The following is a 25,610-nucleotide window of genomic DNA, read 5'->3' on the forward strand; positions in this document are numbered from 1 at the left end:
GCCTGGTTCACCTAGGTGATGGAGACATGTATGGACTTGTATAACTACTTCTACAGTTCAACCTCTTACCGCGCTCGCATTGCGCTGGCGCTTAAAGGGCTTGATTTCAATTACATTGCCGTGAATTTGCGCACACTGGAGCAGCGCTCAGAGGCTTTCTTGCAGCGTAACCGTGCAGGGGGCGTGCCTTTGTTGGTGGATGGTGATTTCTCTCTGAGCCAATCGTTGGCGATTTTGGATTACTTGGAGCAAACGCACCCCGCGCCAGCCCTGCTACCGCAAGACCCCGCGGCGCGCGCGCGCGTATTGGAGCTCAGCTACGCCGTGGCTTGCGACATCCACCCTGTGAATAACCAACGCGTATTGCGCTATTTGCAGACCGTGCTGAATGTGACCGAGGAGCAAAAACAAGATTGGTACACCCACTGGATTGCAGAAGGCTTAGCCGCTGTAGAGCAACTGTTGGTCAACGAAAAGGATCGTGGCGGCACGGGGCCTTATGCGTTTGGAGCACAGCCCACATGGGCCGATTGCTGTTTGGTGCCGCAAGTGGCCAATGCCCTGCGCATGAAGTGCGATATCAGCGCTTATCCGCTTGCCCATGCGGTCTATACCCATTGCATTGCACAGCCTGCGTTTGCCAAAGCAGCGCCATTCGCGCAGCCAGATGCGCCTGCCAAGCCCTAAGACGTTCTAAAGGACGGGGTTTACCTTGGCCTAGTTCTGTCACAGTGTTGCGCGTTGAGAATAAAGAAATCGACTTCACAGTAGAAGTCGATTTCTTTATTTGTAAGTGGCCGCAGCACTTTTTGCTTCTGCGGCCGCAGGCATTAATATTCCCAGAAGATCCGTTGGAGCTCTTTGGTGTTGTTGGTTTTGGTCAAGGCCACGGCAGTCAGCAAGCGTGCTTTTTGTGGGTTCAGATCATGCGCAACCACCCAGTCATATTTGTCATCGGGCTGCTCAGCGTTGCGCAAGACAAAGCCTGCAGGCACGCGTGAAGCGCGCACGATGATGGTGCCTTTGCTGCGCTCGGCGGTCAGGTCTGGCACGATGCGATTGGGTACTGAGCCATTGCCTGTGCCTGCGTGCACAATGGCTTTGACGCCAGCAGCCCCAAAGGCTTTTACAGCTGTCGGCTGCACGTTGCCGTAGCTGTAGGCGATTTCTACGGGGGGCAACTCATGGATGCTTTCAATCGAGAATTCGCTGGAGGTTGTGTGGCGTTTGACTGGAGCGCGGAACCAGTAGTTTTTGCCTTCCACCACCATTCCCAAAGGCCCCCATTGGCTGGAGAATGCGCTGGTTTTGATGTTGGTGAGTTTGGCTACATCGCGTGCGGTGTGAATCTCGTCGTTCATCACAATCAACACGCCTTTGCCTTTGGCATCGCTGCTGGCGGCTACGCTGATGGCATTGAGTAAGTTTAGGGCTCCATCGGCAGAAATGGCTGTGCCAGGGCGCATGGAGCCAACCAAAACAATCGGTTTATCGCTAGGAATAACCAAGTTCAGGAAGAAGCCGGTTTCTTCCATGGTATCGGTGCCATGGGTGATGACCACGCCATCAACATCGCCTTGTTTCAATAGGTTATTGACATGCTTGCCTAGCGTGATCAAGTTGTCATTGGTGAAGCTCTCTGAGGCTATTTGAAAGACCTGTTCGCCAGTGACTTTGGCAATGCCCTGTACTTCGGGTAAGCCGGCCAGAAGCTGTTCGACAGGGACTTTGGCCGCTGTGTATGAAGCGCTGTTCAGTGCGGAGGCTCCTGCGCCGGCAATTGTGCCGCCAGTAGCCAGCACAACCACGTGTTTTTGCGCTACCTTGGGGGAGATTGGCGCTGTGGCCGTGGTGCTGACACTGCTGCTAGCTGCGGAGGGAGTTTGGGGCACCTGCGCGCACCCTGCGGCAGAGATGAATGCTGCACTGAGCAAGGTGAACTTGAAAAAACGCTTCATTGCATAGTCCTTTTACTGCTTGGTTGTTGGAATCAATGGGCGGCTAGCTGGGGCTCAGCATCGGCCTGGACAGATCAAAGCAACAAGCTAGAGTGGATGCGACTCAACTCGGCTGAATATTCTTGTGAGATCCACACTGGCTGCTGCCGTCACTCTCTGATGACGAGCCCATCCTAGCAAGAAGCATGCGCAATGGAAAAGGGGTTTCTTCTAATCTGTGCTTTAGCAACAAGTCCGCGCAAGGTTCGGTTCTGAGGCCGTACAAGTGCGCTAATGCGTAATTGCTTGTGAAAGCAGGCTTTAGTTCAATGTTTTTTGCCAGTAACCCAAATCAATCCACTGCCCAAATTTGTGCCCTACCTGTGCCAGGTGGCCGACTTGGGTGAAGCCGAATGCCTCATGCAAGCGAACGCTGCCCGCATTCGGTAATGCAATAGCGGAGATGATGGTGTGGCAATCGGTGTGTGCCAGTTGTGAAAGCAGTTCGGCGTAGAGTGCGTGGCCTATGCCGCGTCCATGAAAATCCTGATGGACATATACGCTGGGCTCGACTGTGTGGCGGAAGGCGTCTCGCGAATGGTACTGGCTGGCATAGCAGTAGCCGACAATCTGCTCATCCAACAGATATACCAGCCAAGGATAGGATTTTGTGTATTTTTCAATGCGCTCTTGCATTTGTCCGGCAGATAAAGGCTCCACTTCAAAGGTTGCGCTTGAGTGCAAAATATAGTGGTTGTAAATGCGGCTGATGGCGACTTCGTCGCCCATTTGGTAGGGTCGGATGGACATGCAAATCCTTTCAGAAGGTTCGAATTATCCGCTTGCCATGCCGTATTGCTGCGCATATTTGTGTGTTTTGCTGTCGATAAACGGCCCTCGTTTAACGCGCTTCGAATCCTAATTCTTAACGGTTATTGAATGGCGCTATCTTTCTCTATTTGTTTGGCCGACCGAGGCGTGTGATGCGTAAATCTTTCTATTCTGCTGGCGCAGCGCGTCGTCCTGTGGTGCGACGCTCATCTAAGGTGCGCAGCCCCATGTCCATGGTGGAGCCTCCGCGATTGCTGTTGTTCAACAAGCCTTGGGGCGTGCTGACGCAGTTCACTGACACCGAAGGCCGTGCCACTTTGGCTGATTATGTGAATGTGCCCGGAATGTATCCTGCAGGCCGTTTGGATCGCGATAGCGAAGGTTTGTTGTTGTTGACCAATGATGGGCAGCTGCAGGCACGCATTGCGCATCCTGACCACAAGATGGAGAAAACCTATTGGGCGCAAGTGGAGGGGGTGGTGACTGAAGCTCAACTTGCCAAGTTGCGCCAGGGCGTGGAGTTGAAGGACGGAATCAGCCTGCCTGCCCAAGCGCATCGGTTGCCAGACGATGCGCAAACACAGCTGTGGCCGCGCAATCCGCCAGTGCGGTTTCGCCAGGCGATTCCCACCAGTTGGCTGGCCTTGACGATCACGGAAGGACGTAACCGCCAAGTACGCCGAATGACAGCGGCGGTAGGCTTGCCTACTTTGCGCTTGGTGCGTGTGCGTATTGGGCCTTGGACCTTGGATGGATTGCCGCAAGGTGCATGGCGCGAGGAGGCGGTGCCTCCCATTTTTTAATGACTTGCCTAGTTGGGTGTTCTGGCGAGAACTGTAGGCATGACGCATGACAACAAGTATGGCTTACAAATAAAAAAGCCGCTTTCCATAAGAAGGCGGCTTTTTGCTGTCATGGGCACAGAGTTACTTGAACTTAGGCAAATTGAATTGGGGAGGAACCCCCATGCGGGTATTGATGACCCACTGTTGTGCGATCGACAGCACGTTGTTTGTAAACCAATACAACACCAGACCTGCCGGGAAGAAGAAGAACATCACGCTGAACGCAAAAGGCATGATCCACATCATCTTGGCTTGCAGTGGGTCTGGTGGTTGCGGATTCAGTGCCACTTGCAGCAAGGATGAAAGCATCATCAGCAATGGCAATACAAAGAATGGGTCTGGCACTGACAGATCATGAATCCAGCCAATCCAAGGCGCCTGGCGCATTTCCACGCTGGAGAGCAGCACCCAGTACAACGCAATGAAAAATGGCATTTGAATCACGATAGGTAAGCATCCGCCCAGTGGATTGACTTTTTCTTCGCGGTAGATGCGCATCATCTCTTGCTGCATTTGCTGCGGATTGTCTTTATAACGCTCGCGCAGTTGCATTACACGCGGGTTGATTGCCTTCATCTTGGCCATGCTGGAATAGGCCTTGGCATTGAGCCAGTAGAAAGCAATTTTCAGCAGCACCACCAAGGCAACAATCGACCAGCCCCAGTTGCCGATAAATTCGTGGAGCTTATCGAGCAGCCAGTACAGTGGCTTAGCCAGTACTTTGACCATGCCGTAGTCTTTCACCAACTCCAGGCCTGGAGTGATGTTTTGCATTTCTTTTTCGATCTGAGGACCGGCAAAAAATGTGGATTCAAGTGCTTGGCTCGCGCCGGCTGCGATCGTGCCAAATGGTGCAATGGAGCCCACCGAATACAGACCGTTGCCTGGGCGGCGCACAAAGTTCTCCCGAGCAACTCCTTCAGGCAAGATCCAGGCGGAAGCAAAATAATGCTGCACCATGGCTACGTAGCCTGTGTCGCTGTTTTTCTGGAACTTTGTGCTGCCTTTGTCGATGTCTTTAAAGGTGACCTTCTGGAATTTTTCCTCGTCACTGTAGACAGCCGGACCTGTGAATGTGCCCGCGAACATGACGCCGCTGCTGATTTCTCCGCCATCGCGTACCAGTTGCTCATACACCTGTGGGGTGATGCTGGCGCCGCTCTGGTTGATCACTTCATGGCGAACGGCAATGTCGTAGCGGCCACGTTGAAGTGTCCATGTCTTGACCAGCTGCACGCCATCTTGGACGGGCGATTCAAAGCGAATAGTCAGGCTGTCCTGTCCATCAGCCATCGTGCGTGGGCCATCCACCACTTTCATGATGGTTTTGTGGTTGGGGAAATTGCCCCCCAGCAAACCTGTCTGTGCGACGTAGGCACGTGTGGCGCTTTGGTCGAGCAACACCTCATGTCCATTTTTCTGGTCGTTCTGGTATTGCAGCAGTTCCACGCGGTTCAGTGAGCCCCCTTCGGTGCTGAACGTCAGTTTGAACACATCAGAGGTGACGACCACATTTTCAGCCGCTTCAGCGACAGCCGCTTGTGTGGCTGCGGGTACATCTGAGGAGGATGCGTTGGCTAATGCATTGCTGGCAGCGGGAATTTCTGGTGAGGCGTTAGCACTGTTGAGCGTACCAGGCACCTGTGCCTGCGAAGAAGCATCAGCAGTTTGTGTTGGCTGCGGAAAGAATAGGGCTTTATTGCCGTTATGGATTTGCCAACGATCCCACAGCAGAATCAGGGAGAACGCGAAGATCACCCAAAGGATGGAGCGGCGAATATCGTTCATGAGGACTTCTTGGACGAAGAGGGGGAAGAAGAAAGCAAGCGTGAAAAAATGCCTGAGGAGCAATCCTGAGGCACTGGATCATGCCCGCCCTTGCACCAAGGGTGGCAGCGAGCAAGACGACACACAGTCAGCCATGATCCGCATACAGCGCCATGGCGCTGCAGTGCCATGATGGCATATTGTGAACATGTAGGCTCAAACCGGCACGCACTGCCCAGCCAAGGACTCAGCAGGAGGCGGTACAGTTTAACCAATCCCACAAGGAGCTCACGCATCGTGCCCCACCTTTTGTGTCAGCAGGGGGTGAGGAGATGGTGGCGACTGAGTGAGGGCAGACTGCTGTGGCGTCATAGGCTGCTGCTGCAATTGCAATGCAGCGCGCTCAAACAATTTGACCAGTTGGGCCCGTACACGTGCCGCCAACAATGGAGAGGAAGCGCTTTTGGCGAGCACTGCTTCCGTTTGACCCTGCTGATTAGCACTCTTGGTAGCGTAAGGCTGGTGGCGCGACACTTTTGATCCCTTGGATGGCGACTTCGCATTACCGGGATGAAAGCTCAATCGCAAGCGAATCAATAGCGCGTGTGAATCAGGGGCAAACATCTGCGGAGCGCGACTGTACTCCAGCGCAAGGGCATACACCTGCCTGCGAATCAAATTGCGGGTAACGGCCCGCTTGGCCCAGCGTTTAGGCAGCAACGCACCTACCCACCATGACGACTCACCAATACTGGCAAGATCAGGTGGGGAGGCAAACAGCAAGGCGCCATCCTTTGCGTCAAACAATGCCTGTGCCGACACTTGGTGTAAGCAAAAATGGCTTGTTTTAGCAATAGGCGGATGGGCCAGCATGCTCTGGAACTGTTTGCGGGTTTTGAGATGGCGAATGCTCATGTGCCGCAGCTTGCGCGCAAAACCGTGCTTGTGACCGAGAGGTTAGAGCAAGCAGGCTTTGTGCGCATCATGCTCAGGACAGAGCCAGACGCTTACGGCCTTTGGCACGGCGTGCGTTGATTACGGCGCGACCGCCGCGTGTTTTCATGCGCACCAGAAAACCGTGGGTGCGTGCGCGACGAATTTTGGATGGTTGGTATGTACGTTTCATGATGATTCACCTCTGAACTGATGGAATGCGACGCTTTGGACTCGGAAACTTCTGCCCGTGCTTGTCTTTACGCCAACAAGGCATTCGCAAAAGCCTTATCAGCGCCTGTTTTGACATCAAGCCACTCATCGATAACCGCAAGCGGCTACTGCACCCTCTTATCGCTAGGAGGTGGGTTTCTGTGGAGTGTGCTCTTGGTTTTTCCTGTTACCGTATGCATTGACCCTTAAATGTTTAAGAGCAATAAAAGCCTAAAAGGCCCTCACAGTAATAAAAAAAACGAAGTCAGCAACCTCACTAAAACCCACCATTTCTTAATCAAAGGCTCCACAAAAGGCGCTGCCAATGGTTTTGAAATGAATGCAAATAACCGGCTCAGTCAAAGCAAACCGTAGATTATCTCATGGCTTGGGTTTGGCGCCAAGGAAAAGTGTTGATCAATTGGTGATGTGTGTGAAAAAAGGCTGTGGATAACTTTTTGTCAGGGGTGGCATGGGCCTATAATTGAGCTCTTTTTCTCCTTGGTTTTGCCGTCTGTTTGGCGTACTTGAATTGGTGTGGTTTGTTTTTTTTAAGTGTTTGATTTTTAATTTATTTCTTTGTTTTTTTTTTGGGCTTTTAAAGTTTGCGTGACTGCTGTGGTGACGGTTTGGCTGTGTCTTGCGGTCGGGAGAATGTTTGTGTGGCAAAAGTAATGGATCAAGAGTTTCAACAAGGTCAGGCGAATGCGGCAGATGATGGTCTATGGCAGGAATGCTTGGATCGGCTGGCCGTGGAAGTGCCGTCCCAGCAGTTTGGGGCTTGGCTTAAGCCTTTGCGTGCGCAATATATGCCAGCCAGTGCTACGGTGCAGCTATTAGTGCCTAATCGCATCGCGCTGGATTACATTCGCGGGCGGTATTTGGAGCGCATTGTTGGGCTGTTGAATGAGCTCAGTGGGCGCGAGTTGCGTATTGAACTGGGTGTGGCTGCCCGAGGTGGCGCGGTGGCTGGTGCTGCCGGGCGTGTTGTGCGACGCCCGGCACGTGTGGCGCCACCACCTGCAGCGGCAGCGGGTGCCGATATGGAGAGTTTGGTTAACCGGGTGCAGGCAGATTTATTGGCGCAGCTTGATCAGCCGCCAGGGTCTGAACAAGCCCATCGAGCGACGCAAGCAATGCGTTATGCAGATCACGATGGCGAAGTGACTGCACCAGTTGTGCGTTCGAATGGCTTTGAATCGGACGACATGCAAGATGGTCGTGCTCATGGTCAGGGTGTTTCCGCAGGGCAGGATGGTAGTGCTGCCAAGCCTGTTCCTTCTCGCCTAAATCCGCAGTTGACCTTTGAGAATTTGATTGAAGGTTCGGCCAACCGCATGGCGCGTGCTGCTGCTTTGCATGTGGCCCATGCGCCGGGCCAACTGTACAACCCTCTGTTTATCTATGGGGGTGTTGGTTTGGGTAAGACCCACTTAATGCACGCCGTGGGAAATCAGGTGCTGCGTGATCAACCGCAGGCCAAGGTGTTGTATATCCATGCGGAGCAGTTCGTGACCGATGTGGTCAAGTCCTACCAGCGCAAGACGTTTGATGCTCTCAAGCAGCGCTACCACTCGTTGGATTTGCTGTTAATTGATGATGTGCAGTTCATTGCGGGTAAAGAGCGTACTCAGGAAGAGTTCTTTAACGCATTTGAGGCGCTGCTATCGAAGAAGTCGCACATTGTGATGACAAGCGATACCTACCCCAAGGGCTTGACGGATATCCATGAGCGCTTGGTTTCGCGTTTTGATGCAGGCCTGACAGTGGCTATTGAGCCGCCTGAGTTGGAGATGCGAGTAGCGATTTTGATCAACAAAGCCAAGGCTGAAGGCATTGCCTTGTCTGAGGATGTGGCCTTTTTTGTCGCGAAAAATGTGCGTTCCAACGTTCGCGAGTTGGAAGGTGCCTTGCGCAAAGTGCTAGCGTATGCCCGTTTCAACAGCAAAGACATTTCTATCCCTGTGGCGCGTGAGGCGTTGCGGGATTTGCTTTCAATTCAGAATCGCCAGATCAGTGTGGAGAATATTCAAAAAACGGTGGCTGATTTTTACAAAATCAAGGTGGCCGACATGTACAGCAAGAAACGGCCAGCCAGTATTGCGCGGCCTCGCCAGATTGCGATGTATCTCTCAAAAGAGTTGACGCAAAAGAGCTTGCCAGAAATTGGAGAGCTGTTTGGTGGGCGCGACCACACGACGGTGTTGCATGCAGTGCGCAAAATTGCACAAGAGCGTCAGCAGCAAATTGAGTTGAATCAACAACTTCACGTACTTGAACAAACGCTTAAGCGTTGATGTGCGCGGCTTAAGTCACATTTGACTGATAAGGCCGCTATGTGCGGGACTTTTCGCCGTCATAATGTTCTATTAAGAGATAGTGCAATAGATTGTTTTTTTAGGGGAAAATAGCATTTTTCCTGTTGCAGCCTCAGGCCATGCTCAACGAGAGGCGCTGCATGCGGCAAATGTTGTTTTTGTACCCAACTATCGAGCGCGGTGTTCAAAACTGCGCTGCGTTTTCTCAATAGGCCCAACCCCTTTCATTCATGGAGAGACAAGGTGATTGTTTTTAAAGCCCCTCAGGACAAAGTGCTATCGGTTCTGCAATCGATCGCGGGCATCGTAGAGCGCAGGCACACACTGCCGATCCTTGCCAATGTGCTGCTGCGCAAAACAGGCAATACCTTGCAATTGACCACCAGTGATCTGGAGGTGCAAATTCGCACCACAGCAGATCTTGGTGGTGATGCAGCAACTGATTTTTCAACCAGCATCGGTGCCCGCAAGCTGATTGAGATTTTGCGCACGTTTTCAGCCGACCAGACAGTGACACTTGAAGCCTCTCAAGACCGTTTCGTATTGAAAGGGGGCAAGAGCCGTTTTACATTGCAGTCATTGCCTGCGAACGATTTCCCGTTGGTGCAAGAGTCACCCAACTATGGGCCTGCTTTTTCTGTGCCGCAGGCGGTGTTGAAAAACTTGCTCAGCCAAGTCTCTTTTGCCATGGCTGTGCAGGATATTCGCTACTACCTGAATGGGATTTTGTTTGTTGCAGAAGGCCGTACATTGAGCTTGGTGGCTACTGATGGCCACCGTTTGGCGTTTGCATCGGCAACGCTGGATGCGGATGTGCCCAAGCAAGAAGTGATTTTGCCGCGCAAAACAGTGATGGAATTGCAGCGTTTGCTGCGTGATGCTAAGCCGAGCGACGATAAAGACGCGCCACCGGCGATGATTCAATTCCAGTTCGCCAACAACCAGGCCAAACTGAGCTTCAATGGTCTGGAGTTCGTGACCAAGCTGGTTGAAGGCAAGTTTCCAGATTACAACCGTGTGATTCCTGTGGGCTACAGCAATGTGGTTACTTTGGGGCGTCAGGCTTTGCAGGCCAGTTTGCAGCGCATGACCATCATGACTACCGACAAGTTCAAAGGTGTACGCCTGAATTTTGAGCCAGGTGTGCTGCGCATCACCTCGGCCAATGCCGAGCAGGAAGAGGCCCAGGACGAGTTGGAAATCGACTATGGTGGCCAGCAGGTCGAGTCGGGCTTTAATGTCAGCTACCTGCTCGATGTGCTCTCGAATATCCAGCAAGACATGGTCAACCTGTCGTTTGAGGATGGCAGCAGTTCTGCCTTGATCAGCATTCCAGGGGATGCCAACTTCAAGTACGTGGTGATGCCGATGCGCATTTAAGGGCGCTGCACTGCAAGAGCTGCCAATGGCGGCTCTTGCGCTTTGAGATGTGCTTGTTTTTGCCGGTTTTAGCCTCATTTATGAAGCTCAAATCCAGCGCAAAATTCCCTCAATGCCCTTCAATGCTGGCGTATTTAGCAAGCAAAGCCAGACGATTACTGACCGATTCACACAACCCATCTCCAAGCCTAAAGCAGTGCAGCTTATTGCTTAGCTTGGTTTGATCTCCCTCTCAGCGCAGCAAGCACTCATCGTGTGGTGGATCCTTAGTAGCGCGATGAGATGCAATGGCAACCAAGCGTGAGCAGCCAGTACCCAGTGCAATCGCTGATGACCTCCAGCCTTGCCAGAGAAAGAAAGATTCGCATATGACCGATACCAAGCAACCAGATCCTTCCGAGAACCCAGAAAGCAATCAGTCAACTGCCGCACCAGCTGATTACGACGCAGGTTCGATTCAGATTCTGGAAGGGCTGGAGGCGGTGCGTAAACGCCCAGGCATGTACATTGGCGATACCTCCGATGGTACGGGTTTGCATCACTTGGTGTTTGAGGTGGTGGATAACTCCATTGATGAAGCCTTGGCTGGGTACTGTGACGATATTCTCATCACGATTCACGCAGATGGTTCGCTCTCAGTACAAGACAATGGCCGTGGTATTCCAACCGCCGTCAAAATGGACGATAAGCACGAGCCCAAACGCTCGGCTACTGAAATCGCTTTGACCGAGCTGCATGCGGGCGGCAAATTCAACCAAAACAGCTACAAGGTCTCTGGTGGTTTGCATGGTGTGGGGGTCTCTTGCGTGAATGCGCTGTCGTCCTCTTTGGTTGTCACGGTCAGTCGTGAGGGCAAGGAAAATAAGCTTGAGTTCTCGCGCGGCAAGTTGCTCAATCGCCAAGTGGAAGTCGTCAATGGTGTGGAAGTCTCTCCTATGCAAGTGGTCGGTGAGACGAGTAAGAGGGGCACTCGCGTGCACTTTTTGCCTGATACAGAAATCTTTCAGCAAAACAACGAATTTCACTACGACATTCTGGCCAAACGCCTGCGCGAGTTGAGCTTTTTGAACAATGGCGTGCGTATCCGCTTGCTGGATGAGCGTACCAACCAAGAGGATGATTTTGCTGGCAGCGGTGGTGTGCAAGGCTTTGTGGAGTTTGTCAGCAAGGGCAAACAAGTGCTGCATCCCACCACGTTTTATGCCAATGGCAATCGGCCTGCTGAAAGCTATGGTGGTATTCCTGGTACAGAAATTGGCGTGGAAGTGGCCATGCAATGGACCAGTTCCTATAACGAAACCGTGCTGTGCTTTACCAACAACATCCCGCAGCGCGATGGTGGCACCCATTTAACCGGGTTGCGCGCTGCGATGACACGCGTAATCAATAAGTACATTGAAGAAAATGGCTTGTCGAAAAAGGACAAGGTCGAGGTCACGGGCGAGGATATGCGCGAAGGTTTGAACTGCGTGCTATCAGTCAAAGTGCCTGAACCTAAATTTTCCAGTCAGACTAAAGACAAGCTGGTCTCCAGTGAAGTGCGCGCGCCGGTTGAAGACATCGTTGCCAAAGCACTGACCGACTTCCTGCTGGAGAAACCCAATGACGCCAAGATGATTTGCAGCAAAATCGTCGAAGCCGCTAAAGCCCGTGAAGCAGCGCGCAAAGCGCGTGAAATGACACGCCGCAAAGGGGTGCTTGATGGAATGGGACTGCCGGGCAAGTTGGCAGACTGCCAAGAAAAAGACCCGGCCATGTGTGAAATCTACATTGTCGAGGGTGATTCCGCTGGCGGCTCTGCCAAGCAGGGGCGCGACCGTAAATTTCAAGCCATCTTGCCGCTACGCGGCAAAATCTTGAACGTTGAAAAGGCGCGGTATGAAAAACTGCTCTCCAGTAACGAAATTCTGACCTTGATTACTGCCTTGGGAACTGGCATTGGCCGCAGTAGCGGCGATGACAAGCCTGGCGTGGATGATTTCAATGCGGCCAAACTGCGTTACCACCGCATCATCATCATGACCGATGCGGACGTGGACGGTGCGCACATTCGGACCTTGCTCTTGACCTTTTTCTACAGGCAAATGCCAGAGTTGGTTGAACGCGGTCACATCTACATTGCGCAGCCACCACTGTACAAAGTCAAGGCAGGAAAAGAAGAGTTGTACCTCAAGGATGCGCCTGCGTTGGACCAATTCTTGACCCGCATTGCTTTGCGCGATGCCCGTGTGTATGTCAAGGATGGTGCTGAGCCTGTGGGGGGTGAAGAGTTGGAAAAGTTGGCCGCCACCTATCAAAAAGCACAAGCTACCATCACCCGTTTGGCTGCCTACATGGACCATGAGGCCCTGCAAGCGATTGCCGATGGCGTGCATCTGAATACCGAAACCTTGGAAGAAATGCAAGCCACAGCCAAGGAGTTGCAAGAGCGTCTGAATGACCGTGCGCATGTCAGCGAACCCGCCACTGTAGAGGCCGTGACCGATCCACGTACAGAGAAGCTGGTTTTGCGCATCAGTCGCACTCACCACGGCAACGTCAAAAGCAGTTTGATTACCCAAGATTTTGCCAAAGGGGCTGATTACCACTCCCTTTCGGCAGCTGCCCAAGCCTTCAACGGCATGATGGGTGAAGGCGCCAAAGTCCAACGAGGTGAAGGCGAGCGCATGAAAGAGCAGGACGTCAAGACTTTCCATCAAGCCATGCAATGGCTGATTTCAGAAGCTGAACGAACCACCAGCCGCCAGCGCTACAAAGGTTTGGGTGAAATGAATGCGGAGCAATTGTGGGAAACCACGATGGATCCGACTGTGCGCCGCTTGCTGCGTGTGCAAATTCAGGATGCGATTGCCGCAGACCAAGTGTTCACGATGCTGATGGGGGACGATGTGGAGCCGCGCCGCGATTTCATTGAAACCAATGCTCTGCGCGCAGCCAATATTGATGTTTGATGATGTAGGTTCTCATTGATCTTGCAAATATTCTCAGTATTTGCAAATCGCGCTTAGCGAAACGCCCGCACATGCCGGGCGTTTCGTTTTTGGTCAGGTTAATTAAGTATTACCACACTCTGACGCCAACTTCCACTCAAACAGGCCAATTTTGACTTTTAGCCGATTGTTCGATTTCGCTATTGCAAACAAAGACCATCTGGCTAACAAAGCTAGCTCATCAATCCTTGGGTGGTCACGAGAGAGACCGTTTTACCAGCTCTAACAGCTTGGCGGGATTTGCCGTTAACAAAAAACGCACCACTTTGATCGAGTGTTTCAGCTGGATCATCTCAAGCGCTGTCTCTGTGAGCGGTGCGTTGAATTCAGCAAGCTTTTCAGCGCTCGGCGGGTTGACTTGTGTTCAGATCGAACCAGTTTTTGTGCCATGGTGCATTAACTCTGTGGCTCTTCTCTGGAAGAACATAGCAAGCCTAGCCTTAAGTTGCAGCGACTTGCCAAAGAGTTCCCCCCTTTATTATGTTCTCTATCGTCAGACCGTCTGCGGGGTCGGCAAAGGAACCTTGATCTGTATCGCATCCCCAGCCTGTGAGACTTGGATCATCCTGATCGCAGCATTCCCACAAGGACATACATCTCGCCATTTCAGGCAGATGTGATGCTGTCATTGCAGGCGGCACAATGACAAAGACGGTAGCGTTTTCCCATGGATTCTCTTGCAAAATCCCCGCTGCCAGTCCTGCTTTTGTGGCAATGAAGTGCGTGCGGCGACGATAGATACTGCCGTCAAGCTCCTTGACTGGTAGCACCCCATGGATATGCCAAACAGGTTGCCCCACCAGTACTTCTGCAATCGGGTAGTGCCGAATTGGTGGCTCTTGATCGGCGAAGGCCATCATGGGTTGCTCGAAGCGCTTTTCTAATTGAAGCATTGATGGCCCTTTCAAAGGCAGAGCAGGTTTTTGATCGGTAAGCAGGTAACAGTCGACTCATACCTTGCGCAGTTGTGAAATTTTCTTCGACTACTTCCATGCGAAAGCTACCGGAGAACAGCGAGAGCAAAAGGTTGAGGGTTGAGATGGCCGTGAATCATGACGAGCAACGCGCTTTTGCGAGTACCCGAAAAATGTGAGCTTAATTATTTTTGAAACAGCCAATTCACGGTTAAAGCAAAAGCAAACCATGAGGCCGCAATTGCTGCCGGTAGCAATAGGATTGTTCGCCAATAGCGCTGCACGCGCAGTAACTGCAGTACAGCCATAAAAGCACCTATCAACATTGGAATACCCACTAAACCGTACGCCGTGACAGCCAAACCACCAAGCACATAATTGAGATTCTTGTATCCAGTCAGGCTGGATGCATAGGACCAAATTGGTCCAAACCATTGCAATGGTTTCATGACCAGGTAGTAGTAATAGGCCGCAATGTATTTGAAGGGATGTGGCAGAGTTTGCCATTGCGGCAACGTATCCCACAAGAACCAACCCATGCCCACCAGCAAGGCAAGAATGGTGATTCTTCCTTGAGGAATATCCGGCAGTGCAGTGATCGAGCCTTTGTAATTCCCGTTTTCGTCGTAGAGGTAAGCCATGGCGAGTGCCTATTGCAAATGTTTGGATATGACCAGCGTAAAGTCATTGATCAAGATATTTCAATGCTGGACTGGTCAAGCGGCTCATTTGAGATTTTTGATCCAGAAGCGCCGCTCATCGATTGTGAAGTTGGGGTCGTAGCCCACCACCGTAAGCAGCGAACCCACGTAGTACAGGCCGAACTGATTCAGCAACCACTGCTCCATGGCCTGATCGCTCGGCAATTTGTTGTATAGCGGTGTTGGACCGTCTCCTCGGACTTGCCCGGTGGTCTTGCCTGGAACAGGGAAACTTTTCCATGTCACCACGAAGTCATTGGACTGCCTTGGCAATTCCTTGGCGCAAAGCGATAAGCCGGAAAACCGCTCCACTCGCTTGGCATCACGCCACAACACAGCGTCAAAGTTGATGCACTCAGATGCCTTCAGCGAAAGGCTACGAGCCATCGTCATCTGACCATCAGGGATTTGCAGGTTGGTAATCACAACCTTTGGCCACTCAGGAGCGCGACCATCTGTCGAGAGGTTGCTCTTCAGGACATTGCGCAAGGGGGTGCTTAGCACGCTGTTGCTGCTTTGGGCAGTAGAAGAGCCGCCTATGCTCTGGCTGAGTTCACTTGAAATCGTTTGCCCCAGATTGCTCAAGGAACCGAATGCATCTTGGACGCCTGTCGTTGCGCACCCTGTTAGCAAGATAGGCACAAGCACCGCACACCAGGGTGCAACATGAGGCAATTCCTTTCGACGCGAAATAGCAAGGGCATCCCGTTCTGCACACGGGTGTTTGCCTGCTTGCGCGGTTACTTTATTCTCCTGAACCCTATACATAACCCCTCCAAAATGTCACTCATAGAGTCCATTTTAGATCGATATCCATAAAATGTCACTTATAGAGCGGGAACTTATTGGGCGTGGCCTTAAATAAGGGGTACCCATAGCATCCTTTCCTTTTAGGAGAGAAGGATGCCGACGGATCCCAAAAGGCTTTTTGGCTTGAGATTGATAGAGCTGAGGAAGGCCAAAGGATGGTCACAGGAACGTTTGGCTCTGGAGAGTGGCCTAGCACGCAGCTACCTTGGCGGTGTGGAGCGCGGGCACCGGAACATCGCACTGCTCAACATCGTCAAGTTGGCAGAGACGCTGGAGGTCGCCGCCCCAGCTTTGCTTGAGTTGCCTGCGGAGGCTGTAGGCCCTGACAATATTAAGTAGCGTGTTGCGCCTACTATTGCTGGTTCCTATTGCAGGATGCCATAGATCCAGCGAGGGATTCGTGCTGTTGGAAAGAGTTCTTCAGACACTGGAGTGAATTTGCTCATCCGGGATTTTCCGCAGATTCCTCCGAGTACAACAAGCGGACACACGATTTTTGCAGCATCCAAAGTCAGCGCTTTTTTTGATTCGACTCAAAAAGTTGCACTCACTTAAATTAGAGGTTCGATGCTATTTATAGCAGGTCGAAGCACATTGTAAAATAATGTGCAATTTCCGCTTTCGGCCAAAAGCGGAAGTTCGCTTGACCACTAGCTCAATAAAAAAACTCGACAAGCTGATCCTTTGGGCAGGGAGTCCAAAAATGAAAATTTTATTGATTAAGAGGGATACGTGATGATCCTGCCAGACAACGAGACGAAAGTTGACCTACTTAACAATGAAGCCATCGCTAAGACGATCATCGCGCTACTGAGGGAGCGCCCTGAAAGTCCTGTGACGATAGGCGTGCACGGTGACTGGGGCGCCGGCAAGTCGAGCGTTCTGGAGATGGTCGAGGCGCAACTCGAGAAGGACGAGAAGGTCCTCTGTCTCAAGTTCAATGGCTGGCGGTTTCAAGGCTTCGAAGACGCCAAGATCGCCCTCATCGACGGAATCGTTGATGGCCTGTTGGAGCAGCGGCCCGCACTAAGAAAGGCCACCGGGGCCCTCAAAGAAGTCGCAAAGAGTATCGACCTTCTCAAGGTCGCCAAGAAGGCCGGCGGGCTGGCATGGACAGCATTCACAGGTATTCCGACACCAGACCAAGTCGCGGGCATAGTTTCGACTTTGCAAAGCTGGCTTTCCGACCCCGCGGCCTTGGCGACCAAAGAGAACATCGACGGTGCGATCGAAGGCGTGAAGTCTGTAATGACGCCTCGAGAATCCAAGAGCGTTCCTCGCGAGGTCGAAGCGTTCCGTGAAGCATTTGACAAGCTGCTGGTCGAAGCAGAAGTCGACCAGTTGATCGTCCTGATCGATGACTTAGACCGCTGTCTTCCTGACGTCGCGATTGAAACCCTCGAAGCAATACGGCTGCTCGTTTTCACATCACGCACCGCCTTCGTGGTGGCAGCGGATGAAGCGATGGTTGAATATGCCGTTCGCAAGCATTTTCCTGACCTTCCTGAAACGACAGGACCACGCGACTACGCGCGGAACTACCTTGAAAAACTCATTCAGGTCCCATTCCGGATTCCCGCGCTGGGTGAGACGGAAACCCGCATCTATGTCGCACTGCTGCTGGCCGGCGCGGAGTTGGGGGAAGACGACGCCAGTTTTGGGCAACTGATCGAAGTCGCCAGAGAGCGCCTGAAGCGCCCGTGGGAAAGTACGGCCCTCGACTCTGACACAGTGAAGAAGGCCTTGGGTGACAAGGCGGAGAAGACGCACAACGCATTGATGCTCAGCGACCAGATTGGCCCCATACTCGCAAGCGGTGCAAAGGGCAATCCCCGTCAGATCAAGCGGTTCCTGAACACGCTGCTGCTCAGAGAAAAGACCGCTGCGGCGCGCGGCTTTGGAGCAGACATCAAGCTGCCGGTGCTGGCCAAACTCATGCTGCTGGAACGCTTCACCCCTCGGCTTTTTGACCAGATTGCGTCGGTCGCTGCAGTCCATCCGAAAGGACATTGCCAAGACCTCGCCAGCCTCGAAGCCTTCGCCAGCGCAGATCAGGCACCGCCTGCACCCATCCCTGCGGCCGATGCAAAAACGAGCAAAACGGCAGATGCTGGAAAGGCCGTCAAGGAAGACTCGGCTGCACTCCAGGAGTGGAAGGCCACTGAGGCAATGTGCTCTTGGGCCCGGGTGCAGCCAGCGATCGGCAGTCTTGACCTCCGGCCTTACCTTTTCGTGACACGCGACAAGAAGGACTTCTTCGGCCCCATCTCAACACTCGGACACCTCTCCGCAGTTGCCGACAAGTTGTTTGGCCCCAGGCTGGTTGTGCTGGGATACCTCGAAGAGCTCAAGCAGTTGAAGCCTGCAGAAGCAGACAAGGTGTTTGAGGCGATACGCAGCAGAATTGTAGGAGCGGACACGTTCGACCTAGCGCCTGAAGGCATCGCAGGGCTCAAGGTCCTAGTTCAAGCGCAGCCGCTGTTGCAGGCACGCCTGGTCGACTTTCTCGAGGCGCTGCCGAAGTCGCGCTGTGGCGCCTGGGTTGTCAGCGGATGGCAAGGCGTCATCACCGAAGGTTCGTGCATCACGCGTTTTGAAGTGCTTCTGGACTCGTGGAGCAAAGCTCCGAGCAGCCAGGAGTTGAGAGCTGCGGCACAAGCGGTTGCCAAACAGCCGAAAGGCAAAAACTAAATGGGAACCTCAACAGCTTACGGCGGCCCAGGAGGCGACACGCCACTCGTGCCTTCTTGGCTTGGTGATGACGGTGGCGGGAACCCGCCTGGACCTGCCTCTCCAACGCCAAGTCCCACTCCTCCTAACAATCCTCCCCCGCCGAACCCACCAATCACGCCACCGCGGACGCCGCCGAGGCAGCCGATCCCACCAGCGGCCGATCCCCATCGTTACACAGCGCCGCGCGGGAATTTCACCCGATTCGCACGGTCGGGGGGCAGTGATCGGGCGAGTCTAGGCAGAGCAGTCTCTCAGTACGTCTCCTCCGCTTCGGGCGGCTCTCGCCAAGCCGCTCAGCGTATGGGTGCATCGCGTGTAGCTGGCGCCCGACTGGTCAGCTTCCTCGCCGACGCACAGGCGCGCGGCCCTCAAGCGGCACTGCGCACGCTGAACCTAGAGTCACTCGCCGGGAGACCGTTGCCTGAGATTCTGGTTGGCTTGGCTGACCATGTTTGCCCGGGCGCGGGAACTGTCGACGAGGGCATCGCACGCGAAGCCTATGTAGAAACAATCGTCGAACTGACCTCCGCTGGCATTACAGATCTCGACGCGCTCACAGCCGACCAGATGTTGACGGTCTTCGAGATCTACGCGACGCACGCCATCGAAGCGCGCATCTGCAACGACATTGGCACCAAAGCCATCACGATGCCGGCCGATGCGCAGGCAGCGATCCGTGTAGAGGCGCAGCTGCGCGATTTCATCCGTAATGGGGTGAGCGACGCTTTGGCAGATGCCCGTGGCCCCAGTGCTGCCCCACTGAGCTCAAACCGGGTCCAGAGCTTTGTGGATCAGGTTTACGAAGACGCCTTCAGGTTCTTGCATGCCCGGGGCGAAGCGGAGAGCGACCAATGAAGAGACACGTAATTGCCGGCCGCTACGGCCCAGAGGACCGTACGCCGATCCAAGTCAACGACGACGAGCAACTGACCGACCTACAGCTGATCATCGGTGATCGGACGCTTGATCACGGCATCGGCGCAGCTCTGACCAGCCTCAAGGCGCTAGGTGCCCATCCTTCAGAGATGGGGATTGATCTCGCGGTTGTTGCGGCCCACGTCCACGCGGCAGACACGCGCATCTCAAGGGCCCACGAATCTCAAGACTCATGGACCCGAGAAGTTCGTTTGGTGATCCCGGTTCACGACCCGGACACGTGGTCCGCAGCGACTGGGACGCTGACCACGCTACTGAACTTCTTAACCGGGGACCGCTGGGCACTCCAGTTCCGTGAGCGCTCTGAGCGATTCGCGACGCTTGTTCCGGCGAACGCAGCCTCTCTGCTTCCACCTCCATTCACAGCGCTCAGCTTGTTCTCTGGTGGTCTGGACAGCCTCATTGGCGCCATTGATCTGCTCGAGCGTCAAGCCGAGCCTCTGCTGGTCAGCCATTTCGGCGAGAGCGCAACAAGTGACGCTCAGAACAAACTGTTCAACTTCTTGAAGAAGCGCTACCCGAACCGGCCGTTTGACCGTCTACGTGTCGATATGGTGTTTCCAGTTGGCCTGGTGAAAGATGTGCAGTCCGAGAACAGTACGAGAGGACGCTCCTTCCTCTTCATAGCCCTCGGAGCTTTGGCTGGTACTGGCCTCGCTGACGGCTTCACGCTCCGGGTTCCCGAGAATGGCCTCATCGCGCTGAACGTACCTCTTGACCCGTTGCGTCTGGGATCCAACAGCACAAGGACGACCCACCCCTTTTACTTGGCTCGTTGGAATGACCTTCTTGCCCAACTCGGTGTCGCAGGCCGTGTCGAGAACCCATACTGGAGCTTGACGAAAGGAGAGATGGTTCGTGGGTGCGAGAACGAAGCTGCCTTGCGCGAGATCGCGTCATCGTCTCTTTCTTGCGCACACCCCGCCAGCGCGCGATGGCAGGGGCTGCAGGGTAGAGGCATTGAGCATTGCGGCTACTGCCTTCCTTGCCTGATCCGGCGCGCTGCGTTGGAGCACGCGTGGGGCCGAGGCGGCGACAATACGAGCTATACCGAAGCTGACCTGCACGCCCACATCCTGGACACGAGCCAATCGATCGGACAGCAAGTTCGCTCGTTCCAATATGCAATCGCGCGGATTCAGGCCAATCCCGACATCGCCCGGCTGTTGGTACACAAGCCAGGATCACTGGTTGATGTGATGGCAGACGAAGAGCAATGGGCAGCGGTGTATCGCCGGGGCCTCAGCGAAGTCGGCGACCTAATTGCCGGTGTTCGTACCGCTCCAGTCTAGAGGGTGTCAGCCATGCTTCCGATCCAAGGCCTCATCGACTTTCACTGTCATCTCGATCTCTATCCCGACCATGCCGCCGCTATTCATGAAGCAGAGGCCGCCGGCGTGTTCACTCTCGCGGTTACAACCACCCCAAAAGCGTGGCCCCGCAATCACGAGCTAACACGAAAGACTAAGCACGTCAGGGCGGCCTTGGGATTGCATCCCCAGTTGGTGAGCAGCCGAGCGGCTGAAATAGCTTTGTGGGAGTCGTTGTTACCACAGACTCGGTTCGTCGGAGAGGTTGGCCTAGACGCTGGCCCTCGGTTCTACAAGTCGTTGGATGCCCAAAAAGCGGTCTTCACTCAAGTGCTGAAAGCGTGTGCGGCAGCAGGAGGGAAGATCATCAGTGTGCATAGTGTGCGCACCGCTACCGCGGTGCTTGATCACATCGAAGAACACCTGCCGCCAGGATCCAATCGAGTCATTCTGCACTGGTTTAACGGCTCCAAGTCGGAGGCGGCTCGTGCTATCGAAATGGGGTGCTACTTTTCAGTTAACAGTAATATGCTAAAGAGCGAGAGGGCCACAGCTCTTATAAAGACGTTGCCATTCAGCCGGCTACTTACTGAAACCGATGGGCCCTTCACCGAAACTGCTGGTCGGCAATCAAAACCCACTGATGTTGCAGAAACAGTGCAGCTGCTAGCTGAATTACACAACACTCCTGTCTCGACGTTAATTAAGAAAATGAATCAAAATCTCCGCGAGTTGCTTGAACAGAGCAGATGACTTGGAAATCGTAATCGACCTGTTTTTCTGGTGATCTTCAGTTGGCTCTGCAGCCATCTGCATTTCAACTTTAAGGGTTAATCAGGAAAAGAACATAAAGGGCAGTTGCTGCTGCGAAGCAGTATCTAGAGAATTACCCCAGTCGAACTAGCACTTTGTGTCGACTGTTGGTATTTAGAGTTGGTCACCACAGTGATGCCTGCACAGACCAGCTTAAAAGGAGCCGAACTAAGATGTTGAAAAGTGTCTAGGAAATACTGGACGATTCAGCCTGTTGTTTGCATATCGTCTAATTTAGTTATTACCCTCAAATGGCAACCAAGCATTTCGAATATATCGCGAACAAGATTGCTGCCGCAAAACACAATGCAGATAGCTTGTGTTCGAACATAGGTCACCGTGGCATGGAAGGAGAGATTCGCGAACTCGCAGTGAGAGAGTGTGTTGAACCATTCCTAACTCAAAGCTTTTCGTGTGGAACAGGAAAAGTCATCGACACATATCAATCCATATCAGATCAGATTGACTTGGTCGTGTACCATCGTAAGGTCGCACCGCCCATCCTCATAAGCAAAGATCTTGGCCTGTTCCCAGTTGAATGCGTTAGATATGTTTTCGAAATCAAATCAACGCTAACTGCAACAGAGCTAAAAGATGCGAACAAAAAATTTCGTTCCATTCGGAACTTGAAATCGTTTCCCAAAGTAGATGCAAAAGGAAACAAAACGAACGGAGGGCTTCCGGCAACAGTCTTATTCGCTTTTGGCTCAGACATCGATGGGTCTGAAGTAGAGCGGTATATGAAACATACGAAAGACGACTGGCCACCTTGTACGGTCTTGTGCGTAATTGGCAAAGGGTATTGGGTCTTTGATACACCAACGCAGAAGTGGCACGGTGTCGATACGTCAAACTCGACCATCGAGAATGTTGAGTTCTCCATGTTCATCACTGGTTTTATGAACACTTTGGCAGCCGAGGAAACATCAATCCGGCCGTTTTATCCCGGGGCATATGTCAATTCTCAAGAAGTGTATTTTAAGGGTGTTGACGCTCCAGATGGCTAACTTAGCTTTCTTGGGAAAATCCCCCTGCAAGCATAGAAATACACCTGATGCCACAAGCTAGAGTTTTTACGGTCTGTGTAGGGTCGAAAATCGCCATTTGTATTGCCTGAAATGGGCCAGAATCAGTCCTAACATGCATCCCGGTAGGCGGCCACCACTTCAGGCTATTTACGGTAATGCAGCTGCGACGACTTTCCGACTCCTCTGCAGCGGGTAAAAAGTTCTGAAGGCTACAAAGAGGTCTCACACAGATTCGTAGCGAATGAGTGCAGACAGCGTGTTCGCGACATCTGCGCAACTCCTGCTCAGCTTCGGTATCGCTTCTAGCCAGAAGCAGATGGGTGCAAAGCAGCGGGGCAACGTGACCGGCTAATTTTCGACACCAACGCGCCAAGGTCACTTACAGTGGCCTAGAGACACGAGATACTCCCAATCAATTGACACAAGCTAAGAGGCTAAAGATGACTCTAGTAATTGCTGGCTATATGTTTGACGACCCAACTGCTGGCTACGTTTGGCCAAGCAGCATCGCCAAGCGCGAATCGAACGCAGCAGAGACCGCCGAGCCCAGCGGCATCTTCATCGCCGCAGATAGTACTATTTCTAGCAATACACCCCTCCCGAAGACGCTGCTCAGCGGCTTCCGGAAAATCTACGAAGTACGAGCAACTTTGTGGCGTCCATATTTCATCGGTGGGTACCTTGTAGTGGTCAAGTAATTTCGGACACGGCGATAAGAATTTTCAGGTTGGTTGCTGTGTTTGTCTGAATTTGCGCTCATACATCGCAGGCGAGCAGTAGCCCAGCGTTGAATGCAGTCGCACACGGTTGTAGAAGTTCACGATGTAGTCAGCAATATCGCAGCGCGCTTCTTGGTGATTGGCGTATGTTTTGCGCCATGTGCGCTCCATCTTGAGGTTCAAGAAGAATCGCTCCATGACTGCGTTGTCCCAGCAATTGCCTTTGCGGCTCATGCTGGCAATGAGCTGGTGCTTGGCCAAGAGCTGGCTGTACTGCGCACTGGCGTATTGACTGCCACGATCGGAATGCACAATCAGCCCCGGCTTTGGGTTGCGGCTGTTGATGGCCATCTGCAAAGCACAGCCAACGAGCTGTGCATGCATGCTCGATGCCATTGCCCAGCCCACAATGCGGCGCGCATAAAGATCCATGACGGCAGCCAGATACAGCCAGCCGCTGCCTGTGCGGATGTAGGTGATGTCGCATACCCACGCCGTGTCGGGTGCTGTCGGCGTGAATTGGCGTGCGAGCACATTGCCAGCTATGAGCAAGTGGTGGTGGCTGTCAGTGGTGTGTACGAACTTTCTCTTCCACCTGGCTCGCAAACTGTGTTTTTGCATCAAGGTACGCGCACGGTGACGCCCTATGCGAAGCCCTTGCGCTTGCAAGGCCTGACTGATGCGCCGGCTGCCATAGGTTTGATCGCTCGCCTCAAACGTCGCCTTGACGCGCACAGCGTCAGCGCAAATCTGGTTTGCTCGGTTTTGCCGCGTGCGCCGTGCGTAAAGGCCCGATCGGCTCACGCCCAGCAGCGCACACAGTTTTGTAAGGGGTGCCTTCTTTGCCAACTCGGTGATGAGCTTGTCCATCACTTGATTTGCCGGGCAAAGAAGGCAGATGCTTTTTTTAGCAAGGCATTGTCTGATTCGAGTTCTCGCAGCTGTTTCTCCAACTCACGGATGCGCAGCTGCTCTGGCGTAATCGGTTTGCCTGGGCCGGTGCGGCCCATCTTTTCTTGGCGCAATTGATTGACCCAGCGGCTCACCGCGGATCGGCTCAAGTCCATGTCTTGGCACACTTGCGATTGACTCAGGCCTTGCTCGACCACCATCGTGGCCACTTGAAGCCGAAAGGCATCATCAAAGTCTCTTCTTGCTCTTCTTTTGGTCATCTTCTTGGTCCTCGGCTGGGTTACGTTTCCCTATTAAGGTGTCCGTTTGAATTAGACCAGCACACTTCAGGGGCTATCAAACTGAGCACTCATCCTGTCAGCTTCTAGTGGCTTTTGCTGGAAGCACTTTGACTGCGCAGCACTACCTTAACTCAATCACCACACATCTTCAGAACCTTCGTATCTCTCATCGGCAAAGGACAATAGGCCAGCTTGAACCGATTGAGTACATGGTCCGCCTTGAATGTGAAACGAATCCGGTTGAGAAAGGAGGCTTTTTCGATGACGACATATATACGCCGAACGACATGCTGGCCTTAAAACTCACAGCGGACGACCTAGCGCGCGCCATACAGCACTCCCTGGAGCATGCTATGAGATCGGCCAAGAAATACAAGCTGGACAGGCAAGACTTTAACTCGCTGAATACACCATTTGTCGCGGGTATGCTGTGTCCAACCACGAGGAAGTACTGAATCACACCGGATTTGATGGAGGCTAGTTAGTTGAAGTGCAGGCGTCAGCCTGCATGAATCACACCGGATTTGATGGAGGCTAGTTAGTTGAAGTGCAGGCGTCAGCCTGCACGGTTTTGGTAACTTGCCGCCAGTAGTGTGCCTCAGCTTCTGCAGGCGGTATATGTCCTATGGGTTCTAGCAATCTTTCATGGTTAAACCAATGCACCCATTGCAAGGTTGCCAATTCCAATGATTCACGCGTTTTCCATGGTCCTCTTTTGTAAATGACCTCCGTTTTGTATAGGCCGTTGATGGTTTCGGCCAAGGCGTTGTCATAGGAATCTCCAGTGCTCCCCACCGATGGCATCAACCCAGCCTCTGCCAAACGTTCTGTATAGCGCAATGAAACATATTGGCTGCCCCTATCGCTGTGATGAACCAAACCCGTATCCTGCTCAGGTTGCCGGGCACACAACGCTTGTTCCAAGGCATCAACCACAAAGTCTGTGCGCATGTGGCTGCTCACTCGCCAGCCCACAATGCGCCTGGCGTACACATCAATCACAAACGCTACAAACATCCGGCCTTGCCATGTTGATACATAGGTAAAGTCAGACACCCATAACTGGTTGGGGCGTTGTGCTTTGAATTGACGGTTAACCAAATCCCGTGGGCATGGTCTTGCAATATCAGGCTGTGTGGTTCGCACCTTTTTACCCCGGCGTGCACCTTCTAGTCCCAGCTTGCGCATCAGGCGCTCAACTGTGCAGCGGGCAATGGGCAAGCCCTCTCGGTGCATTTG

At 53.1% G+C, this 25,610-nt stretch carries 23 protein-coding genes; 12 read left to right on the forward strand and 11 right to left on the reverse strand.

From position 1 onward, the window contains the following. Positions 1-30 precede the first annotated feature (30 nt). Positions 31-687, forward strand: coding sequence for a maleylacetoacetate isomerase (gene maiA, locus E9531_RS04215; protein ID WP_136572486.1), 657 nt, complete (start codon positions 31-33; stop codon positions 685-687). A gap of 143 nt (positions 688-830) precedes the next feature. Here the strand turns inward: maiA and E9531_RS04220 are convergent, their stop codons facing one another. Beyond that, positions 831-1,958, reverse strand: a complete 1,128-nt coding sequence (locus E9531_RS04220; protein ID WP_136572487.1) for an asparaginase — start codon at positions 1,956-1,958, stop codon at positions 831-833. Between the two features lie 300 nt (positions 1,959-2,258). Then, positions 2,259-2,747 carry a GNAT family N-acetyltransferase gene (locus tag E9531_RS04225; protein ID WP_136572488.1) on the reverse strand — a complete coding sequence of 163 codons (489 nt, stop codon included), beginning with the start codon at positions 2,745-2,747 and terminating at the stop codon, positions 2,259-2,261. A 173-nt stretch (positions 2,748-2,920) separates the two neighbouring features. On the opposite strand from E9531_RS04225, the gene E9531_RS04230 reads away from it, so the two are divergent. Next, positions 2,921-3,571 carry a pseudouridine synthase gene (locus E9531_RS04230; RefSeq protein ID WP_136572489.1) on the forward strand — a complete coding sequence of 217 codons (651 nt, stop codon included), beginning with the start codon at positions 2,921-2,923 and terminating at the stop codon, positions 3,569-3,571. A 123-nt stretch (positions 3,572-3,694) separates the two neighbouring features. Here E9531_RS04230 and yidC read toward each other — a convergent pair whose 3' ends face one another. From yidC to rpmH, 4 genes are all read right to left on the reverse strand, one after another. After that, positions 3,695-5,401 (reverse strand): membrane protein insertase YidC, encoded by a 1,707-nt coding sequence (yidC, locus tag E9531_RS04235; protein ID WP_136572490.1) that lies wholly within the window; start codon positions 5,399-5,401, stop codon positions 3,695-3,697. After that, complete coding sequence (yidD, locus tag E9531_RS04240) at positions 5,398-5,676, reverse strand: membrane protein insertion efficiency factor YidD (RefSeq protein WP_136572491.1); 279 nt, start codon at positions 5,674-5,676, stop codon at positions 5,398-5,400. The genes yidC and yidD overlap by 4 nt, the downstream gene beginning before the upstream one ends. After that, entirely contained in the window at positions 5,669-6,295 is a 627-nt protein-coding gene (locus E9531_RS04245; RefSeq protein WP_136572492.1) for a ribonuclease P protein component, read from the reverse strand. Before E9531_RS04245 ends, yidD begins: the two co-directional genes overlap by 8 nt. A gap of 73 nt (positions 6,296-6,368) precedes the next feature. Next, complete coding sequence (gene rpmH / locus E9531_RS04250; RefSeq protein WP_136572493.1) at positions 6,369-6,506, reverse strand: 50S ribosomal protein L34; 138 nt, start codon at positions 6,504-6,506, stop codon at positions 6,369-6,371. Between the two features lie 694 nt (positions 6,507-7,200). Here rpmH and dnaA point away from each other — a divergent pair. The 3 genes from dnaA to gyrB all read left to right on the forward strand — a co-directional run bounded on the left by dnaA (position 7,201) and on the right by gyrB (position 13,175). Further along, on the forward strand, positions 7,201-8,823 hold the full coding sequence (gene dnaA, locus E9531_RS04255; RefSeq protein ID WP_136572494.1) for a chromosomal replication initiator protein DnaA: 1,623 nt from the start codon (positions 7,201-7,203) through the stop codon (positions 8,821-8,823). Positions 8,824-9,087: 264 nt separating this feature from the next. Beyond that, complete coding sequence (gene dnaN, locus E9531_RS04260; protein WP_136572495.1) at positions 9,088-10,224, forward strand: DNA polymerase III subunit beta; 1,137 nt, start codon at positions 9,088-9,090, stop codon at positions 10,222-10,224. A 368-nt stretch (positions 10,225-10,592) separates the two neighbouring features. Further along, positions 10,593-13,175: a DNA topoisomerase (ATP-hydrolyzing) subunit B gene (gene gyrB, locus E9531_RS04265; RefSeq protein ID WP_136572496.1), complete on the forward strand. Its 2,583-nt coding sequence runs from the start codon at positions 10,593-10,595 to the stop codon at positions 13,173-13,175. 479 nt (positions 13,176-13,654) lie between these two features. Here the strand turns inward: gyrB and E9531_RS04270 are convergent, their stop codons facing one another. The 3 genes from E9531_RS04270 to E9531_RS04280 form a co-directional block, all read right to left on the reverse strand. Beyond that, positions 13,655-14,107: a hypothetical protein gene (locus E9531_RS04270; protein WP_136572497.1), complete on the reverse strand. Its 453-nt coding sequence runs from the start codon at positions 14,105-14,107 to the stop codon at positions 13,655-13,657. A gap of 206 nt (positions 14,108-14,313) precedes the next feature. Continuing rightward, positions 14,314-14,769: a hypothetical protein gene (locus E9531_RS04275; protein ID WP_136572498.1), complete on the reverse strand. Its 456-nt coding sequence runs from the start codon at positions 14,767-14,769 to the stop codon at positions 14,314-14,316. A gap of 84 nt (positions 14,770-14,853) precedes the next feature. Continuing rightward, positions 14,854-15,333: a hypothetical protein gene (locus tag E9531_RS04280; RefSeq protein WP_244609969.1), complete on the reverse strand. Its 480-nt coding sequence runs from the start codon at positions 15,331-15,333 to the stop codon at positions 14,854-14,856. Between the two features lie 399 nt (positions 15,334-15,732). On the opposite strand from E9531_RS04280, the gene E9531_RS04285 reads away from it, so the two are divergent. The 7 genes from E9531_RS04285 (at position 15,733) to E9531_RS04315 (ending at position 23,157) form a co-directional block, all read left to right on the forward strand. Next, complete coding sequence (locus E9531_RS04285; RefSeq protein WP_136572500.1) at positions 15,733-15,978, forward strand: helix-turn-helix domain-containing protein; 246 nt, start codon at positions 15,733-15,735, stop codon at positions 15,976-15,978. Between the two features lie 396 nt (positions 15,979-16,374). Then, positions 16,375-18,330, forward strand: a complete 1,956-nt coding sequence (gene qatA, locus E9531_RS04290; protein ID WP_136572501.1) for a Qat anti-phage system ATPase QatA — start codon at positions 16,375-16,377, stop codon at positions 18,328-18,330. After that, positions 18,331-19,227: a Qat anti-phage system associated protein QatB gene (qatB, locus tag E9531_RS17630; RefSeq protein ID WP_211343366.1), complete on the forward strand. Its 897-nt coding sequence runs from the start codon at positions 18,331-18,333 to the stop codon at positions 19,225-19,227. Further along, positions 19,224-20,600, forward strand: coding sequence for a Qat anti-phage system QueC-like protein QatC (gene qatC / locus E9531_RS04300; protein WP_136572502.1), 1,377 nt, complete (start codon positions 19,224-19,226; stop codon positions 20,598-20,600). Before qatB ends, qatC begins: the two co-directional genes overlap by 4 nt. Positions 20,601-20,612: 12 nt before the next feature. Continuing rightward, the gene (gene qatD, locus E9531_RS04305) at positions 20,613-21,371 is read left to right on the forward strand and encodes a Qat anti-phage system TatD family nuclease QatD (protein WP_136572503.1); all 759 of its coding nucleotides are present in this window, start codon (positions 20,613-20,615) and stop codon (positions 21,369-21,371) included. 311 nt (positions 21,372-21,682) lie between these two features. After that, entirely contained in the window at positions 21,683-22,438 is a 756-nt protein-coding gene (locus tag E9531_RS04310) for a DUF6602 domain-containing protein (RefSeq protein ID WP_136572504.1), read from the forward strand. Between the two features lie 461 nt (positions 22,439-22,899). Continuing rightward, positions 22,900-23,157, forward strand: coding sequence for a hypothetical protein (locus tag E9531_RS04315; protein WP_136572505.1), 258 nt, complete (start codon positions 22,900-22,902; stop codon positions 23,155-23,157). A 24-nt stretch (positions 23,158-23,181) separates the two neighbouring features. Here the strand turns inward: E9531_RS04315 and E9531_RS04320 are convergent. Beyond that, positions 23,182-24,350 (reverse strand): IS3 family transposase gene (locus E9531_RS04320; protein ID WP_136572506.1). Its coding sequence is split into 2 segments (ribosomal slippage): positions 23,182-24,074 and positions 24,074-24,350, totalling 1,170 coding nucleotides; the frame shifts between segments, so codons are not numbered across the junction. 555 nt (positions 24,351-24,905) lie between these two features. Next, on the reverse strand, positions 24,906-25,610 hold a 705-nt coding region (locus E9531_RS04325; protein WP_136572507.1), incomplete at its 5' end, for an IS3 family transposase.

The organism is Lampropedia puyangensis (assembly GCF_004833285.1).
In the GTDB taxonomy this organism is placed as follows: Bacteria; Pseudomonadota; Gammaproteobacteria; order Burkholderiales; family Burkholderiaceae_C; genus Lampropedia; species Lampropedia puyangensis.

Bases quoted from the DNA above. Each gene is read 5' to 3' on its own strand.
- yidD (WP_136572491.1), bottom strand. From the start codon at position 5,676: ATGCGTGAGCTCCTTGTGGGATTGGTTAAACTGTACCGCCTCCTGCTG.
- E9531_RS04225 (WP_136572488.1), bottom strand. From the start codon at position 2,747: ATGTCCATCCGACCCTACCAAATGGGCGACGAAGTCGCCATCAGCCGC.
- E9531_RS04275 (WP_136572498.1), bottom strand. From the start codon at position 14,769: ATGGCTTACCTCTACGACGAAAACGGGAATTACAAAGGCTCGATCACT.
- qatA (WP_136572501.1), top strand. From the start codon at position 16,375: ATGATCCTGCCAGACAACGAGACGAAAGTTGACCTACTTAACAATGAA.
- rpmH (WP_136572493.1), bottom strand. From the start codon at position 6,506: ATGAAACGTACATACCAACCATCCAAAATTCGTCGCGCACGCACCCAC.
- E9531_RS04310 (WP_136572504.1), top strand. From the start codon at position 21,683: ATGGCAACCAAGCATTTCGAATATATCGCGAACAAGATTGCTGCCGCA.
- E9531_RS04245 (WP_136572492.1), bottom strand. From the start codon at position 6,295: ATGAGCATTCGCCATCTCAAAACCCGCAAACAGTTCCAGAGCATGCTG.
- maiA (WP_136572486.1), top strand. From the start codon at position 31: ATGGACTTGTATAACTACTTCTACAGTTCAACCTCTTACCGCGCTCGC.
- qatD (WP_136572503.1), top strand. From the start codon at position 20,613: ATGCTTCCGATCCAAGGCCTCATCGACTTTCACTGTCATCTCGATCTC.
- E9531_RS04230 (WP_136572489.1), top strand. From the start codon at position 2,921: ATGCGTAAATCTTTCTATTCTGCTGGCGCAGCGCGTCGTCCTGTGGTG.
- E9531_RS04270 (WP_136572497.1), bottom strand. From the start codon at position 14,107: ATGCTTCAATTAGAAAAGCGCTTCGAGCAACCCATGATGGCCTTCGCC.
- dnaA (WP_136572494.1), top strand. From the start codon at position 7,201: ATGGATCAAGAGTTTCAACAAGGTCAGGCGAATGCGGCAGATGATGGT.
- E9531_RS04315 (WP_136572505.1), top strand. From the start codon at position 22,900: ATGACTCTAGTAATTGCTGGCTATATGTTTGACGACCCAACTGCTGGC.
- qatC (WP_136572502.1), top strand. From the start codon at position 19,224: ATGAAGAGACACGTAATTGCCGGCCGCTACGGCCCAGAGGACCGTACG.
- E9531_RS04285 (WP_136572500.1), top strand. From the start codon at position 15,733: ATGCCGACGGATCCCAAAAGGCTTTTTGGCTTGAGATTGATAGAGCTG.
- yidC (WP_136572490.1), bottom strand. From the start codon at position 5,401: ATGAACGATATTCGCCGCTCCATCCTTTGGGTGATCTTCGCGTTCTCC.
- qatB (WP_211343366.1), top strand. From the start codon at position 18,331: ATGGGAACCTCAACAGCTTACGGCGGCCCAGGAGGCGACACGCCACTC.
- gyrB (WP_136572496.1), top strand. From the start codon at position 10,593: ATGACCGATACCAAGCAACCAGATCCTTCCGAGAACCCAGAAAGCAAT.
- E9531_RS04220 (WP_136572487.1), bottom strand. From the start codon at position 1,958: ATGAAGCGTTTTTTCAAGTTCACCTTGCTCAGTGCAGCATTCATCTCT.